Source organism: Nocardia sp. NPDC058058, from assembly GCF_042885355.1.
In the GTDB taxonomy this organism is placed as follows: Bacteria; Actinomycetota; Actinomycetes; order Mycobacteriales; family Mycobacteriaceae; genus Nocardia.
Genome location: NZ_JBHVSA010000001.1, coordinates 2,146,735 through 2,160,589 on the forward strand (window position 1 = coordinate 2,146,735; position 13,855 = coordinate 2,160,589).

Annotated in this window: 15 protein-coding genes, 6 tRNA genes and 1 pseudogene; 12 read left to right on the top strand and 10 right to left on the bottom strand. The window is 64.6% G+C overall.

The genetic code is table 11. The annotated features are described in order from the left end of the window. Nucleotides 1-31: 31 nt before the first annotated feature. From ACFVUS_RS09800 to ACFVUS_RS09825, 6 genes and pseudogenes are all read right to left on the bottom strand, one after another. Nucleotides 32-742 carry a hypothetical protein gene (locus tag ACFVUS_RS09800; protein WP_387763258.1) on the bottom strand — a complete coding sequence of 237 codons (711 nt, stop codon included), beginning with the start codon at nt 740-742 and terminating at the stop codon, nt 32-34. A 191-nt stretch (nt 743-933) separates the two neighbouring features. Beyond that, a pseudogene (locus tag ACFVUS_RS09805) lies at nt 934-1,149 on the bottom strand (nitroreductase/quinone reductase family protein); the annotation flags it as partial. An 18-nt stretch (nt 1,150-1,167) separates the two neighbouring features. Continuing rightward, nucleotides 1,168-2,418 carry a hypothetical protein gene (locus tag ACFVUS_RS09810; RefSeq protein ID WP_387763261.1) on the bottom strand — a complete coding sequence of 417 codons (1,251 nt, stop codon included), beginning with the start codon at nt 2,416-2,418 and terminating at the stop codon, nt 1,168-1,170. Continuing rightward, nucleotides 2,415-3,608, bottom strand: a complete 1,194-nt coding sequence (locus tag ACFVUS_RS09815) for a hypothetical protein (protein WP_387763264.1) — start codon at nt 3,606-3,608, stop codon at nt 2,415-2,417. The genes ACFVUS_RS09810 and ACFVUS_RS09815 overlap by 4 nt, the downstream gene beginning before the upstream one ends. A gap of 99 nt (nt 3,609-3,707) precedes the next feature. Next, the gene (locus ACFVUS_RS09820) at nt 3,708-4,202 is read right to left on the bottom strand and encodes an anthrone oxygenase family protein (protein ID WP_387763267.1); all 495 of its coding nucleotides are present in this window, start codon (nt 4,200-4,202) and stop codon (nt 3,708-3,710) included. Next, complete coding sequence (locus ACFVUS_RS09825; protein ID WP_387763270.1) at nt 4,199-5,047, bottom strand: SDR family oxidoreductase; 849 nt, start codon at nt 5,045-5,047, stop codon at nt 4,199-4,201. The genes ACFVUS_RS09820 and ACFVUS_RS09825 overlap by 4 nt, the downstream gene beginning before the upstream one ends. A gap of 54 nt (nt 5,048-5,101) precedes the next feature. On the opposite strand from ACFVUS_RS09825, the gene ACFVUS_RS09830 reads away from it, so the two are divergent. Beyond that, nucleotides 5,102-5,566 (top strand): MarR family transcriptional regulator, encoded by a 465-nt coding sequence (locus tag ACFVUS_RS09830; protein WP_387763272.1) that lies wholly within the window; start codon nt 5,102-5,104, stop codon nt 5,564-5,566. 58 nt (nt 5,567-5,624) lie between these two features. Here ACFVUS_RS09830 and ACFVUS_RS09835 read toward each other — a convergent pair. Then, a tRNA-Val gene (locus tag ACFVUS_RS09835) sits at nt 5,625-5,696 on the bottom strand. Between the two features lie 349 nt (nt 5,697-6,045). Here ACFVUS_RS09835 and ACFVUS_RS09840 point away from each other — a divergent pair. The 3 genes from ACFVUS_RS09840 to ACFVUS_RS09850 all read left to right on the top strand — a co-directional run bounded on the left by ACFVUS_RS09840 (nt 6,046) and on the right by ACFVUS_RS09850 (nt 6,314). After that, a tRNA-Gly gene (locus tag ACFVUS_RS09840) sits at nt 6,046-6,118 on the top strand. A gap of 23 nt (nt 6,119-6,141) precedes the next feature. Further along, nucleotides 6,142-6,212 (top strand) — tRNA-Cys (locus ACFVUS_RS09845). Nucleotides 6,213-6,239: 27 nt separating this feature from the next. Beyond that, a tRNA-Val gene (locus tag ACFVUS_RS09850) sits at nt 6,240-6,314 on the top strand. Nucleotides 6,315-6,363: 49 nt separating this feature from the next. Here the strand turns inward: ACFVUS_RS09850 and ACFVUS_RS09855 are convergent. Beyond that, complete coding sequence (locus ACFVUS_RS09855) at nt 6,364-6,609, bottom strand: hypothetical protein (RefSeq protein ID WP_364631856.1); 246 nt, start codon at nt 6,607-6,609, stop codon at nt 6,364-6,366. Nucleotides 6,610-6,760: 151 nt separating this feature from the next. Between ACFVUS_RS09855 and ACFVUS_RS09860 the strand changes: the two genes are divergently transcribed. Genes ACFVUS_RS09860 through ACFVUS_RS09875 form a run of 4 tightly spaced genes read left to right on the top strand, consistent with a single transcriptional unit; the run spans nt 6,761 to nt 10,369 of the window. After that, nucleotides 6,761-7,054, top strand: a complete 294-nt coding sequence (locus ACFVUS_RS09860; RefSeq protein WP_387763277.1) for a hypothetical protein — start codon at nt 6,761-6,763, stop codon at nt 7,052-7,054. A 22-nt stretch (nt 7,055-7,076) separates the two neighbouring features. Next, nucleotides 7,077-7,502 (top strand): helix-turn-helix transcriptional regulator, encoded by a 426-nt coding sequence (locus ACFVUS_RS09865; protein ID WP_387763279.1) that lies wholly within the window; start codon nt 7,077-7,079, stop codon nt 7,500-7,502. Nucleotides 7,503-7,530: 28 nt separating this feature from the next. After that, on the top strand, nt 7,531-9,948 hold the full coding sequence (locus ACFVUS_RS09870; RefSeq protein WP_387763282.1) for an ATP-binding cassette domain-containing protein: 2,418 nt from the start codon (nt 7,531-7,533) through the stop codon (nt 9,946-9,948). 10 nt (nt 9,949-9,958) lie between these two features. Further along, nucleotides 9,959-10,369: a VOC family protein gene (locus ACFVUS_RS09875; protein WP_387763285.1), complete on the top strand. Its 411-nt coding sequence runs from the start codon at nt 9,959-9,961 to the stop codon at nt 10,367-10,369. A gap of 61 nt (nt 10,370-10,430) precedes the next feature. Here the strand turns inward: ACFVUS_RS09875 and ACFVUS_RS09880 are convergent, their stop codons facing one another. Beyond that, nucleotides 10,431-11,645: a sensor histidine kinase gene (locus ACFVUS_RS09880; RefSeq protein WP_387763288.1), complete on the bottom strand. Its 1,215-nt coding sequence runs from the start codon at nt 11,643-11,645 to the stop codon at nt 10,431-10,433. A gap of 131 nt (nt 11,646-11,776) precedes the next feature. On the opposite strand from ACFVUS_RS09880, the gene ACFVUS_RS09885 reads away from it, so the two are divergent. The 3 genes from ACFVUS_RS09885 (at nt 11,777) to ACFVUS_RS09895 (ending at nt 12,426) form a co-directional block, all read left to right on the top strand. Further along, nucleotides 11,777-12,136: a hypothetical protein gene (locus ACFVUS_RS09885; protein ID WP_387763291.1), complete on the top strand. Its 360-nt coding sequence runs from the start codon at nt 11,777-11,779 to the stop codon at nt 12,134-12,136. Nucleotides 12,137-12,264: 128 nt separating this feature from the next. Then, nucleotides 12,265-12,337 (top strand) — tRNA-Gly (locus tag ACFVUS_RS09890). Nucleotides 12,338-12,351: 14 nt separating this feature from the next. Further along, nucleotides 12,352-12,426: transfer RNA gene (locus tag ACFVUS_RS09895), tRNA-Val, on the top strand. A gap of 24 nt (nt 12,427-12,450) precedes the next feature. Here the strand turns inward: ACFVUS_RS09895 and ACFVUS_RS09900 are convergent. Then, nucleotides 12,451-13,389, bottom strand: coding sequence for a LysR family transcriptional regulator (locus ACFVUS_RS09900; RefSeq protein ID WP_387763294.1), 939 nt, complete (start codon nt 13,387-13,389; stop codon nt 12,451-12,453). A 143-nt stretch (nt 13,390-13,532) separates the two neighbouring features. Between ACFVUS_RS09900 and ACFVUS_RS09905 the strand changes: the two genes are divergently transcribed. Continuing rightward, nucleotides 13,533-13,850, top strand: a complete 318-nt coding sequence (locus tag ACFVUS_RS09905; RefSeq protein ID WP_387763297.1) for an EthD family reductase — start codon at nt 13,533-13,535, stop codon at nt 13,848-13,850. Nucleotides 13,851-13,855 lie beyond the last annotated feature (5 nt).

The following is a 13,855-nucleotide window of genomic DNA, read 5'->3' on the forward strand; positions in this document are numbered from 1 at the left end:
AACAAGAAGATCCTGAACATTTGTTACCGAATCACAGGTCCTTGGCCGACACCACTTGGGCATCGCCGTCCCGGGCACACGCACACGGGAACCGAAGGTACTCCAAGCCATTGGGAACGAAAAGCGAGTATCCGGGCCGAATATTCCCCGGTCGGCCTGCAGCCTGGCTCCGGACCTTCTCGAGCGCGATATCGGGTGTGTCCGGTATCAGTTCCATACGGCCTATTGCCAATTCGTAGCAATACTGAAGGTCATGGCATGACCTGCAATCCCGTGCGGGTTCCCCCGACAGTTCGAGCTGCCTGAAATAATCGACACCCAGCCTAGCCGCATCACCGGTATGCAGCGGGGGGCATTGTTCGTGCGTGGCGCAGCCACATCCACGGCAGATCGAGCAGACGGGTGGCACGAGCACAGGATGGCACCGGCCCAGTTCTTTGGGGTAAAGGCAATGCCTGTCCACGCCACTGCCGTCGCAGGCCACACACTTCTCGACGCCATTCCAAACCTGCGTAATGGGGAAGAAGAGGTATCGGCGACGGGATTCCCTGTCGGATTTCTGGTAGCCGTAGCCAGTTTTTGCCATGAGCGCCTTGGCCGCATTCTTACGAGCGTGATCTTTCACCATCGAATGCCCAGTTCCGGCGCACAGTTTTCCATGACCCGACACGCCTACTGTCAGCATACGGATTTGAAAGTTGGCGATGCGGAGCACCTTCGGGCCATTTAGCCGATCGGTCATGGTCCAATCGAGATGCCGAGGCCACCAACCAGTAGCCCAGCACTTCGAGATCGTAGCCAATTCCGGCGCCCATGTCCTGACTTTGCGCAGCTGATCTACGTGACCGGATGTCGAGCGACAGAGCAGTTAGCGGGTTCGATCTTGACCTCGTCACTGAACCTCACCGAATCTCTTGTCCCAGTCCGGCAGGGTCAGTCGAAGTCGATGCGGACGGTCAGCAAGTTGGTCTGCTCGTACCACCGCGCTGTTGGCGCGTGGCAAGGTGCGGAGGCGAGCTCGTACATCGTTTCGGGCACCAGGTGTGCGGTGCCGGAGCGCCAGCGGCCGCGGATGCGGAGTCGGACCTTGTTGTCTGACTGGATGTTTCGGATGTAGTGGGATTTCTCGCCGAATTCGGAGACGAGCCAGTTCAATTGGGTGGTTGGCTAGTTCGCCAGGAGGTCCGCGATGGTGAGTGCTTCGGGGAGGGTCCAGGTCGCGGCTTCCGTGGCGAGTAGCTGGTCCCATGATGGGGATCCTGCGCTGTCTCGGGCGGCGGCATCGGCGCGGACTTTCAGGGCGAGCATGCCGATTCGTGTGAGGACGGGGAGGTTGAGATGTCTGGCGGCGATTGCGGTTTCGCCGGCGATTGCGGCGGCTGCGGTTTTCGAGAGGCTGATTGCTCCGGCTGCGGCGTGGGCGGCGAGGAGCATTTCTCGGTGGTTGGCGGCCGCGGAGGTTGTCAGGCGGGCGGTGCCTGTGGCGCGGTAGGACCGGAGGTGGGTGTGGGTTCGGATGACTATCTCGGTGGCGAACATCCCTAGGCCGGGGGTCAATAGTCCGGAGCGGAGGTTCAGCCCGTCGCCGGAATTTGTACCGGCGTAGGCGTCGTAGGCGAATTTTCGCAAACTGGCGTCGGGCATCTCGTAGAGGAGTGTCCAACCGGGCAGTGGGAGATTCATCAGGGTGACAAAGTCTGCGGCCCAGTGTTTCAGTAGAAGTGCTACTGCGACATGCGGTTCGGAGGCTTGGGCGAAGGGCAGGCCCGAACGGGTTGTCGTGGCGAATCCGGCCATTCGTTGTCCGCCGTCCCACCATGTGCCTTCGAAGACTCCGGTGCGAACTTGATTGAGGGCGGTGAAGAATCGGCCGATATCGTGGCCGGCGGATCGGACACGATGTGCCGGACCACCGAATTTCGGGCCGGTGTAGTCGATGGGGAGGCGGGCGGCTTCCTTCTCCCACCGGCGCAGCAGGTCGGTCTTCTTCAACAAGGACAGACCACCGAGAACGGCGGCGTCTACGCGGTTGTCGTAGAGATTGCCGAGTGCGCCGATGAGCGCGGAGATGCCGACGACCACCAGGTCGCTTCGTTCCCACGAAATGCGTTGGGCCGCACGCCATTCATCGAGTTGTGCGAGCGCGATCGGGTCGAGGATGTCGGCGATTTCGGGCTCGCCCCAGCCCTCGGCTACACGGCGCTGTTGCTGGCGGGCGGTGAGTTCGGAATAGGTGAGCTCCGCTGGAGTACTCGCGATGCGATCTCTCGCCACATGGTCGGTCGGGGTTCCCGAAAGCGCTGCCGCGGCGATCTTTTCGATGTCGTCGAGGTCGCGGGTGAGGGCATCCAGGTTGCCGATGTAGTCGGCATCGATCGGCGAGGTCCGGTCGCCGGAGTCGCCGTCGGCGGTACTCACGCCGCGTCCTCGAGATCGTCCGCGAGGATGGAAACTCCCTGGGCAAGACTTTCGACGGTCTTCTTCTCGCCCTCGAGGTCTTCGAGTTCGGCGAGCAAGGCCTGGAGTTCGTCATCCTCGGGCCCGGTGACACGTTCCTTGAGCCGATCGGCGACGACACGGAAGCGGGCGACGCGATCCTCTGCCGCGACGCGCTGATCTCGCTCCGCGTTCACCTCCGCCTGCTTGGCCTCGAGCTGCGCACGAAGAATGTCAATTCGTTCGGCGAGTGTCACGACGGTCTTGCCGAGGTTGGTGACTCGCTCGCGCAGACTGACAATGACGGCCTTCGCCGCCTCTTCATTGCCATCGACATCGCGGAGTACGAGTTGGGTAACGACGTGCAGCCGGATGGCGTCGGCCGCGATGCGAGCTGCGGTGAGCCCGGAGGCCTTTCCGGCAAGCGTGACCGCCCCGGCACCCACCGCACCACTCAAGCCGGTGATGACGGCGGCACCACCGGCCATACCGAGACCACCGGCGGCGAGGGAACCACCACCGATCGCGGCCAAGCCCGCCGAAGTCGCCACCGCGCCCGAATAACCGAGAACGATCGCCCCATACGCGCCCGCGATCGCGGGTGCGGCGAGGCCGCCGGTCAGAACGCCGAGTCCGAGGCCCGCCCCGGCCAGCAGCGCAATCTTGCTCCAGTTACCCGCCTTCGACAGCTTCTTGATCGCATCCCGGTACGCGGTTTCCACAGCATGAAGGTCTTCCGGATGCAATTGACCCATCGATTCATGAGCCGCCGTGAGAACCTCGGCGCGAACGGCCTTCTCCCATTTGCCCTCGGTCCACGGCTCGAACCCGTACAGGTCGATGAGCAGAAGGAGAGCTCGCGACCTTCTCGACACGACCGAGAAGATCTGTGGCCCAGCTGATTCGAGCGCTTCGAGATTCGGGGACTCGCCCTGCACGAGGATCTGATCAACGGCCTCGGCGACCGCGGGTGACCAGTCTTCCCGGTCGCGTTGCTGGATAGCCGCGACCACGTTGTCACGGAACGCATTACGGACTTCTCGCTTGGACGACAGGTTCTTGCCCTTCGATGCGGCGATGTCGCGCTGCATCATCCGGTACTGCCAGACCGTGAGGATGAAATCCTCGTCGGGAGTGAGGTCGAGCTTCTTCTGCACCTGTACCGCGTCCATGCGGTCGACATTAGCCAGATGATGCGGACGGAAAAAGCTGTTTCGATCGAAAGTGATTCCGGGCGAATGCATCTACACGGAATCGAGCCGCTAGGGCCGTCAGTTCGATTGCCGGCCAGCGAGAGTCAGCGCGATGCGGGCTCGGCTGGGGAGCGTGGCTGCCAGGGATAAGGATGCGAAGGCGAGGATGGCGGCTACTGTTCGGGCGAAATGGGCTAGTTGCCAGCGGTTTCGGATGGCGGACCAGTCGGCAGGTGGGGATTGGGGGTTCCACTCGAGCTGGTCGGCGTTGATCGGGAGGTTGACCACAATTGTCAGGCAGAAGACGAACAGGAGTAGCGCGAGGGCGGCCAACGTCAGCCAGCGGGTATTCGTTCGGAACGTGCGGTAGGTGAGGATCGCGGTGGTGAGTAGTGCGGGGAGCAAGGTGACGATGGCTAGTTTGTCCAGGGAGTCGAGTTCTACCAGTCTGACCTGGGTGTAGACGGTGCCGTCGAAGCGTCGCAGGGAGAACTCCAAAACCATTACGCCGGTGAGGAATCCGGCGAACAGGCCGGAGAACAACAGGCTGGCGACGCGCACGGATCTCGTCATGCCCATGCTGTCGCGTGATCGGCGCACCAGGTGGCGAAGGTGCGGGCGGGGTGGCCCAGGATCGATTCGATCTCGGTGGTTACCGTTGCGGGGCGGTTCAGTTCGCGGTGGTAGCGGGCCAGCAGTGTGTGGACGAATCGCTCGTCGAGACCGTTGCGGATCATGCCCTGTGCCGCCATTTCGGGTGGGACCTCTTGGAAGTGCAGTGGTCTGCCGATAGCGGCTCCGAGGATCGGGACCATGGCGTCGAGGCGGAGTGCCTCGGGGCCGGTGATGGCGATCTTTCTGCCGAGCAGTGAGTCGTCGAGGAGCGCGCGGGCGATCAGTTCGGCGACGTCGCGCTCGTGGATCACCGCTTCGGCGAAGCCGCCGTACGGACCCCGGACGGTATCGCCGAATGTGAGTTGGCCGCGCCACATTCCGAGGGTGTTCATCGCGAATGAGGTGGGTCGCACCGCGACCCAGGGCAGACCACTGTCGATAACGGCGCGCTCCACCTCGGCATTGCGGTCGCCGTTGCAGCGCGACGGTTGATGGTCGAGGTCGTCGTCGACATTGATCGCCGACATGACGACCAGTTTCGGGACGCCCGCTTCGGCGGCGAGTCGCATGAGTTCGTCGGTGTCGTCCTTGGCCGCGCGGGGATGGACGAAGAGCGCGTGGACGCCGCGCAGTGCGGAGCGGATCGCCTCTGGCGCAACGGCTTCCACTCCCGCGGGGAAGGCGGCCGCCTCCGGGCTCCGGGTCACGGCCCGGACCTCGACGCCTTCGGAAAGCAGTGCTTCGACGAGTGGCCGTCCGATGATGCCGGTCGCGCCGGTCACGAGGTACATGATGTCGTCCATTCGGTTGTCGTATAGTACGAGAACCGTAGCATATTACTTTGGGAGTCGTACTATATGAGTTCCGTATCACCTGGTCATCGGAAGGCGACCGTCGCGCTCAAGGGTTCGCTGCGCGAGCTGAGCAATCAGCTGTCGCTGCTCAATCGGCGAGTCGGGAGCAAGGTCGAGATGAAGGACGTCGATCTCGACTGCCTCGATCTGATCAATCGGATGGGTCCGCTCAGCCCGAAAGCCCTGGCCAACGAGGCGGGACTGCATCCGGCGACGCTCACCGGAATCCTCGACCGCCTCGAGAAAGGGGGTTGGATTGCCCGCGAGCGCGACCCGTCCGACCGCCGAGCCACGCTGATTCAAGGGCTGCGGGAACGCAATGCCGAACTGCTGAGCCTGTTTTCCGGGATGAACGCGTCCCTGGACGAGATCTGCGCCGACCACAGCGCGGCCGAACTCGAACTCATCACCGGCTTCCTGCGCCGCGCCGTCGCCGCGGGGCGCACCGCGACCGAGAACCTGACGTGACGAATGATCCGGGTACAAACACGAAAAAGCCGCAGATCGAGGATCTGCGGCTTTGCTGTGGTTCTAGCTGGGTTCGAACCAGCGACCCCTCGCGTGTGAGGCGAGTGCTCTCCCACTGAGCTATAGAACCGGGAGATGTTGCGGTGTTCGGGCGGCGGATTTTGTGCTGCTCGAACGAGAATGAAGATTACACACAGGGGTGGCGTGACGCCAAATCGCGTGCACAACGGCGTAAAAACGGGGTTCTACGGGGTGGTGTGACGGGTGAGGTTTCATCTGGGCGTTGCCGCGGGGATACGGGGGTGTCGCATGGGGCGGGTTGGATGGGGACGGACCTTTTACGCCTCGGAGCGGCCGGACTACACGGGTGTAGTTCATATTTACCCCTGTTTACCAGGCGATTTGTTACCTGCGCCGCGGGTCGGCTAGTGTTCTACCTCGTCAGCCGGACGGCCGCAAGGTCCCCGGGAGACAGAAATGCGGATGTAGCGCAGCTGGTAGCGCATCACCTTGCCAAGGTGAGGGTCGCGGGTTCGAATCCCGTCATCCGCTCGAGGGGCCAACACGGCCTGCTTGGCGGTGTGGCCGAGTGGTGAGGCAACGGCCTGCAAAGCCGTGCACACGGGTTCGATTCCCGTCGCCGCCTCTTCTTTATGAAGAGACATAAAGACCCGCGCGATTAGCTCAGCGGGAGAGCGCTTCCCTGACACGGAAGAGGTCACTGGTTCAATCCCAGTATCGCGCACCAGAGTTCACGAAAGGCCCGGCTTCGGCCGGGCCTTTCGTGTTTACCCAGATCAGTGGGCCGACAGGCTGCTGAGGACACCGTCGAGGTAGCCGCCGCTGAAGGCGCTGCCGAGGTTGGCGGCGGTGCTGCCGGTGTTCACGGAGCCGGCGCCGATCACATTGCCCAGGTCGGAGGCCGAGCCGGGGGTGATGTCCACCTCCTGGGCGTTGAGCGGAAGGCCTTCGGCGGCGGCTGTACCGGCGACGCCGCCGAGGAAGGCGAGAGCGGTCGCGCCGACGAGAATGGTGCGTTTCATGAAGTTGTCCCCTAATCCGGATCTTCGGCGGGCGCGGTGCTATCCCGCTCCGCCGGGGCAGAGCATATGAAACATTTCCAATTCAGATGTAGGTTTCGCGGATCACGCAGTGCCGCAAGCCAGATCGGGGCGCGGCTGCGAGACTGACAGCATGACGGTGCGCAATCCGGGGCAACAGCAGAATGGCCGATATGTCCAGCCGCCGCGGCCGAAGCGGTCGCTGTGGGCGCGGATCACGCGGTTCGGCATCCTGCCGGTGCTGCTGTTCCTGGTGCTGTTGATCTTCCTGCCGCTGATATTGCTCGCGGCGCTGATCTTCCTACAGCCCCGGCACGATCCGACCGTGCCCGCCGCGCCCTCGAATGGCGTCTCCGTCACCCAGCAGTCCCCCATCACCAGCGCGCAGACCTGCTATCCCTTCCAATTGGACTGCACGCCTCGGTGAATCGACGCCTAATCTCATACCCATGACCGGTACACCCGCGACGGAACAGCACCTGCGTGACCTGGCGCGACTGCGCAAGGTCCGCGATCGGATCGATCGCGAGTACGCGCAGCCGCTGGATGTGGTGGCGCTGGCGCAGGACGCGCATATGTCGGCCGGGCATCTGAGTCGGCAGTTCAAGCTCGCCTATGGCGAATCGCCGTACAGCTATCTCATGACCCGGCGCATCGAGCGGGCCATGACGCTGCTGCGACGCGCGGATATGAGCGTCACCGAGGTGTGTTTCGCGGTGGGCTGCTCCTCACTCGGGACGTTCAGCACGCGATTCACCGAGTTGGTCGGGGTGCCGCCGAGCACCTATCGCAAGCAGGAGGCCGACGCCACGGTCGGGATTCCGGCGTGCGTGGCCAAGCAGGTCACCAGACCGATCAGGAATCGAGAAGCCTAGGCATGTGATCAGCAAATAGGCTGATCGCATGACCACACCGACGAAGAAGCAGCCCGCCTCGCACGCCGCGGACAGCCACGAGGTGATCCGCGTATACGGGGCGCGGGTGAACAATCTCAAGGATGTCAGCATCGCGATTCCCAAGCGGCGGCTGACGGTCTTCACCGGGGTTTCCGGGTCGGGCAAGAGCTCGCTGGTGTTCGGGACGATCGCGGCGGAATCGCAGCGGTTGATCAATGAGACCTACAGCAGTTTCGTGCAGGGGTTCATGCCGAGTCAGGCGCGGCCCGAGGTGGATGTGCTGGAGGGGCTCACCACCGCGATCCTGGTCGATCAGCAGCGGATGGGGTCGGATCCGCGCTCCACGGTCGGCACGGCCACCGATGCCAATGCGATGCTGCGAATCCTGTTCAGCCGCTTGGGGAAACCGCATATCGGATCGCCGAAGGCGTATTCGTTCAATGTGGCCTCGATCAGTGGCGCGGGCGCGGTCACGGTGGAGAAGAACGGGCGGCAGGTGCGCGAGAAGCGCGCGTTCAGCATTACCGGCGGTATGTGCCCGCGCTGTGAGGGGCGGGGGTCGGTCAATGACATCGATCTGACGCAGCTCTATGACGAGAACAAATCGCTGAACGAGGGCGCGCTGACCATTCCCGGGTACAGCATGGATGGCTGGTTCGGCCGAATCTTCAGTGGCTGTGGGTATTTCGATCCGGATAAGCCGATCAAGAAGTACACCAAGCGTGAGTTGAACGATCTGCTGTACAAGGAGCCGACCAAGATCAAGGTCGATGGCATCAATCTGACATACGAGGGGTTGATCCCGCGCATTCAGAAATCGATGCTGTCCAAGGATGTCGAGGCGTTGCAGTCGCATATCCGGGCGTTCGTCGAGCGTGCGGTGACATTCACCGTCTGCCCGGAATGCCATGGCACGCGGCTCAGCGAGCAGGCGCGGTCGTCGAAGATCAAGAAGATCAGCATCGCCGACGCGTGCGCCATGCAGATCAGCGATCTCGCCGAATGGGTGAAGGGGCTCGATGAGCCGTCGGTGGGGCCGCTGCTGGAATCGCTCGGTCAGACGCTGGATTCGTTCGTGGAGATCGGGCTCGGGTATTTGAGCCTGGATCGGTCCTCGGGCACGCTGTCGGGCGGAGAAGCGCAGCGCGTCAAGATGATTCGGCATCTCGGGTCGGCGTTGACCGATGTCACCTATGTGTTCGACGAGCCGACCGTCGGGTTGCATCCGCATGACATCCAGCGCATGAACGAGCTGCTGATTCGCTTGCGGGACAAGGGGAATACGGTGCTCGTGGTCGAGCACAAGCCGGAGACCATCTCGATCGCGGATCACATCGTGGATCTCGGACCGGGTGCGGGCGCGGGCGGCGGCACGGTGTGTTTCGAGGGCACCGTCGACGGATTGCGCAAGAGCGACACCATTACCGGACGGCATTTCGACGATCGCGCCGCGGTCAAGGACTCGGTGCGGAAATCCAAGGGCGCGTTGAAGATTCGTGGGGCGAAGCTGCACAACCTGCGGAATGTGAATGTCGATGTGCCGCTCGGGGTGCTGGTGGTGGTCACCGGTGTCGCGGGGTCGGGCAAGAGTTCGCTGGTGCACGGATCCATCCCCGCCGGGGAGGATGTGGTGTCGATCGATCAGGCTCCGATCAAGGGGTCGCGGCGCAGCAATCCGGCGACCTATACCGGGCTGCTGGAACCGATTCGCAAGGCGTTCGCCAAGGCCAACGGGGTCAAACCCGCGCTGTTCAGCGCCAATTCCGAGGGTGCGTGCCCGGCATGCAATGGCAACGGGGTCATCTACACCGATCTGGCCGTGATGGCCGGGGTCGCGACCGTCTGTGAGGAGTGCGGGGGCAAGCGGTTCCAGGCCGCGGTGCTCGATTACCACCTGGGCGGGCGCGATATCAGCGAGGTGCTGGCCATGCCGGTGTCCGAGGCGGTCGAGTTCTTCAGCGACGGTGAGGCGAAACTGCCTGCGGCGGAGAAGATTCTGCGACAGCTGGCGGATGTCGGGCTGGGATATCTGACCATCGGGCAGCCGTTGACCACGCTGTCCGGCGGTGAGCGGCAGCGGCTGAAGCTGGCCACGCATATGGGTGAGAAGGGCGGGGTGTACGTGCTCGACGAGCCGACCGCCGGGTTGCATCTGGCCGATGTGGAGCAGTTGCTCGGGCTGCTGGACCGGCTCGTGGACTCCGGTAAATCGGTGATCGTGGTGGAACATCATCAGGCCGTGATGGCGCATGCCGACTGGATCATCGACCTCGGGCCGGGGGCCGGGCATGACGGCGGGCAGATCGTCTTCGAGGGCACGCCCGAGGATCTGGTCGCATCTCGCGCCACGCTGACCGGCGAACATCTCGCCGAATACGTGGGTCGGTCAGGAATCAAGAAGCGCGCGGCGCGGGCGCGCGGATAGCGTCTAGGACATGGACCTATCGATTCTCAACACTTTCCTCCCGCATAACGATCCGGAGGAATCGCTGGCGTTCTATCGGGACGCGCTCGGGTTCGAGGTGCGCAATGACGTCGAATACGGGCCGATGCGGTGGATCACCGTCGGTCCGGCCGGGCAGCCCGGGGTGTCGATCGTGCTGCATCCGCCGGGCGCGGATCCGGGGATCACCGAGGATGAGCGGCGCGTGATCACCGAGATGATGGCGAAGGGGACGTACGCGACGATCGTGTTGACCACCTCCGATATCAACGGGGTGTTCGACAAGATTCAGGCGACCGGGGCGGAGGTGGTCCAGGAGCCGATGGATCAGCCGTACGGGGTGCGGGACTGTGCGTTCCGGGATCCGGCGGGCAATCATGTGCGGATCAATCAGGCGCTCTGAGGTTCGGCGCATGCCGCGCCGACCCGGGCACGCTGTCGTGGTGCCCGAGTCGGCGCGGCCGTCAGTCCTCGACCGCCACCGGCCAGGGCAGGGTGGCGCGGAGTTGGAAGCCGCCGAATGGGCGGGGGCCGAAAGCGAGTGTGCCGCCCACCAATTCGGCGCGTTCGGTGAGGCCGAGCAGGCCGTAGCCGGACAGTGGGGCGGGTCGGGTCGCGTCGTCGCCTCCGGAGTCGCGCACGGTGACCGCCAGGCCCTCCCCCGCCGTGCCCTCCACGCCGATCCAGACGCGCGCGCCGGGGGCGTGTTTGCCGACGTTGGTGAGGCCCTCCTGGACGATGCGGTACGCGGTGCGGGCGCTCGTCACGGGCGGTTCGCCCACCGTGCGGTCGGTGAGTGTCACGGCGAGGCCGGAATCGCGGGCATCGGCCACCAGGGTGGGCAGGGCGGCCAGCGAGGGTTGCGGGGGTTCCGGATCGCTGGTGTGCAATTCGTCGGCGCGCAGTACGCCGAGCACATCGCGGAGTTCCTCCAGGGCCTGCCGGGAATTGTCGGCGATCGTTTTGGCGATCGCGCCGACCTGTTCGGAGTCCAGATCGGGGCGATAGGTGAGTACGCCCGCCTGCATGGCGACCAGTGAGATGCGGTGTGCGAGAACATCATGCATCTCGCGGGCGATGCGGTGGCGTTCCAGGATGCGGGCTTCGGCGGCGCGGGCGACCTGGGCTCGCTCGGCGATCTCGGTGCGCTGTTGCAGCGACCAGATCACCTCGCGGCGGGAGCCGACGGCGACGCCGATCGCCACCACGGCGCTGATGGCCAGCACCAAGAACGCCACGGTGTACCACAATGCGCCCGGCATGCCGGTATCGACGTTCAGGTCCGGGTACATGACCGTCATCACCATGCCTGACACGACGCCGGCAGCCGCGATCGGGACGATCTCACGGGAGCGGCGGCGGGTCGCCACCGAGGCCATCGCCAGCAGCGACGGCCCGCTCGCGGTCGTCGACACCGCCGAGGCGGCCGTGGTGATCGCGGCGACGGCGACCGGCCAGCGGCGACGGAAACCCAGCAGCGCCAGCATGGCCACACCGATGATGGGGTCGGCCACACACAGCCACATCATCAGCATCCTGGAAACATCGTCCGGCAGGCTCTGCTTGGCGATGATCCAGGACAGCGCGGCGAAGAGCACCACGACCAGCAGTCGCCAGCCCTGCTGCCACCAGCGCAGCGGCGCGGGGCCCGGGCGTAGGGGCATGCTGATCTCGGTCACCCCACCAAGATTCCCTTCGGATCCCGGTTGTGCGCATCAGCCTGTGGTCTGGAATCGAAGCGACTGAAGGATGACCTTTTCCCGGCCCGGTGACCTGCGTCATCGGGGGTTGCCGCTACTACGCTGGGGCCGTGATCGAGTTCGGTTCGCGGGCAAGGAAACTACCGGCGTCGCCGCCGGCGGTGTGGGAATCGCTCACCCGGCCGCGGCGGGCCGGGGCGCGGCCGTGGCTGAATCTGCTGGGCGATGAGGTCGAGCCGCGGATCCTGCGAGCCGAGGAACCACGGACGGTGGTGTGGTCGTCGCTGTGGCCGAGTCGGCCGGATGACGAGATTCTGTTCGAATTGTCGGCGACGCCGAGCCGGGAGACGCTGGTGCGATTCACACTGCTGACACCCGACGCGGCTCCAGACGCGAGCAAGGCCGGGCATCTGCGACGGAGGCTCAACGTGTTGCTCTTCGCGGATCTGCGGTACTCGTACGGCGGCTGAGCGTCCCGTGGCGAGCACTCCCCCGGACGCCACGAAACGCCCGATATGGTGCCGATTTGCTTTCCACCCCGGTTTGTCCCTAAAGTTCTGTCCCGCAAGCCGATCGGCTCCCGAGCCCCGGCAAGCAAGCGGATGTAGCGCAGCTGGTAGCGCATCACCTTGCCAAGGTGAGGGTCGCGAGTTCGAATCTCGTCATCCGCTCAAAGTACGACCCGGCGCGATTAGCTCAGCGGGAGAGCGCTTCCCTGACACGGAAGAGGTCACTGGTTCAATCCCAGTATCGCGCACCACGATTCGATCAGATCAGGCCCGGCTCACGCCGGGCCTTTCTGCGGCTGGTGGCCGTCTGAGGTGCCGGGTAGCCAGTGCAGTTCTTGTGCCAGGGTTTTGGCGGTGGCGCGGATGCGGCGGTGTAGGGGGGACTGCACGCGTGGGAGGACCAGGTGGATCGTCAGGGTGGGGGCATCTCGGAGTGGGCGCCAGGTTAGGCCGGGGGTGAGGACTGTGATGGCGGCTTCGCCTGCGGGGGCTAGGGTGCGGCCGTCGCGTAGGTCGCGTTGGTACATGTCGAAAGAGATTGCGGGGGTTTGGAATTGGGGGGTCGGGTGGATGTCTTGGAATAGGGCGGAGAGTTGGTCGTGGACTGCGGGGTTGGCGGTGCGGTCGGGGAGGCGTAGGGGGTAGGCGGCGGCTGTAGGGATGTCGATTTCGGGGTGGGCGGCTAGTGGATGATGTTGGGCCAGTTGGACACCTATGCGCTGGCGGCGTAGGAGGTAACGGCGTACGCCGCGGGCGGGTTGTTCGCCGCGGGTGATGCCGGCGTCGATGCGGCCGTCGGCTACGGCGGTGGAGATCTCCGGTGTCGACATCGGGACGGCGCTGACCTCGAGGCCAGGACTGTCGCGAATGAGTCTGTCCACCAGGGCCGGTGCCGTCTCGGCTCCCGTGCTGAGGCTGTATCCGATGCGCAGGGTGCCCACTTCACCTGCGCCCGCGCTCCGGGCGGCGTCCCAGGCTCGGTCCAGCGCCGCGAGGGCGGGTGGTGCGGACTCGGCCAAAGCCGCTCCGGCCGTGGTCAATACGACGCTGCGGGTATCGCGAATCAGCAGGGTGGTGCCGAGTTCGGCCTCCAGGCGGCGCATTCGGGCGCTGAGTGCGGGCTGGGCGATGCCGATCCGGGCGGCCGCGCGGGTGAAGTTCAGCTCCTGCGCCAGTACCAGGAAGTACCGCAGGCTCAGCGTGTCCGGTGCCACGCACCCTCCCCGTCGATTGATAACGAACGGTTCTGAGTCTATCCCGTTCCGGTCTTTCCCTTGCCCGCACATCAGGCCCTAACCTGCGGATATGACAATTCGACAGGCTCAGCGCACCAACCTCGATCCGCGCGGAGGCCGGCATGCATAAGCTGCTGGTCCTCTACCCCGAGCCCACCGACCCCGACCACTTCCGCGACTACTACGTGAACACCCACCTTCCGCTGGCCCTGGCGATGCCCGGCCTGCTCGCGGCGCGGTACAGCTTCGAGGTGTCGGCGGTCGGCGGACAAGCGCCGTATTTCGCGGTCTTCGAAGCCGACTTCGCCGACGCCGACGCAATGAAGGCGGCGCGGTCGTCGCCGCAGGGCCGGCGGGCGAACGCCGATGTCGCCAATTACGCCACCGGCGGTGTGGTCGTCATCGACTATCCGGCGTGGAGCGCATCCCCCGACGAGTAAGCCAC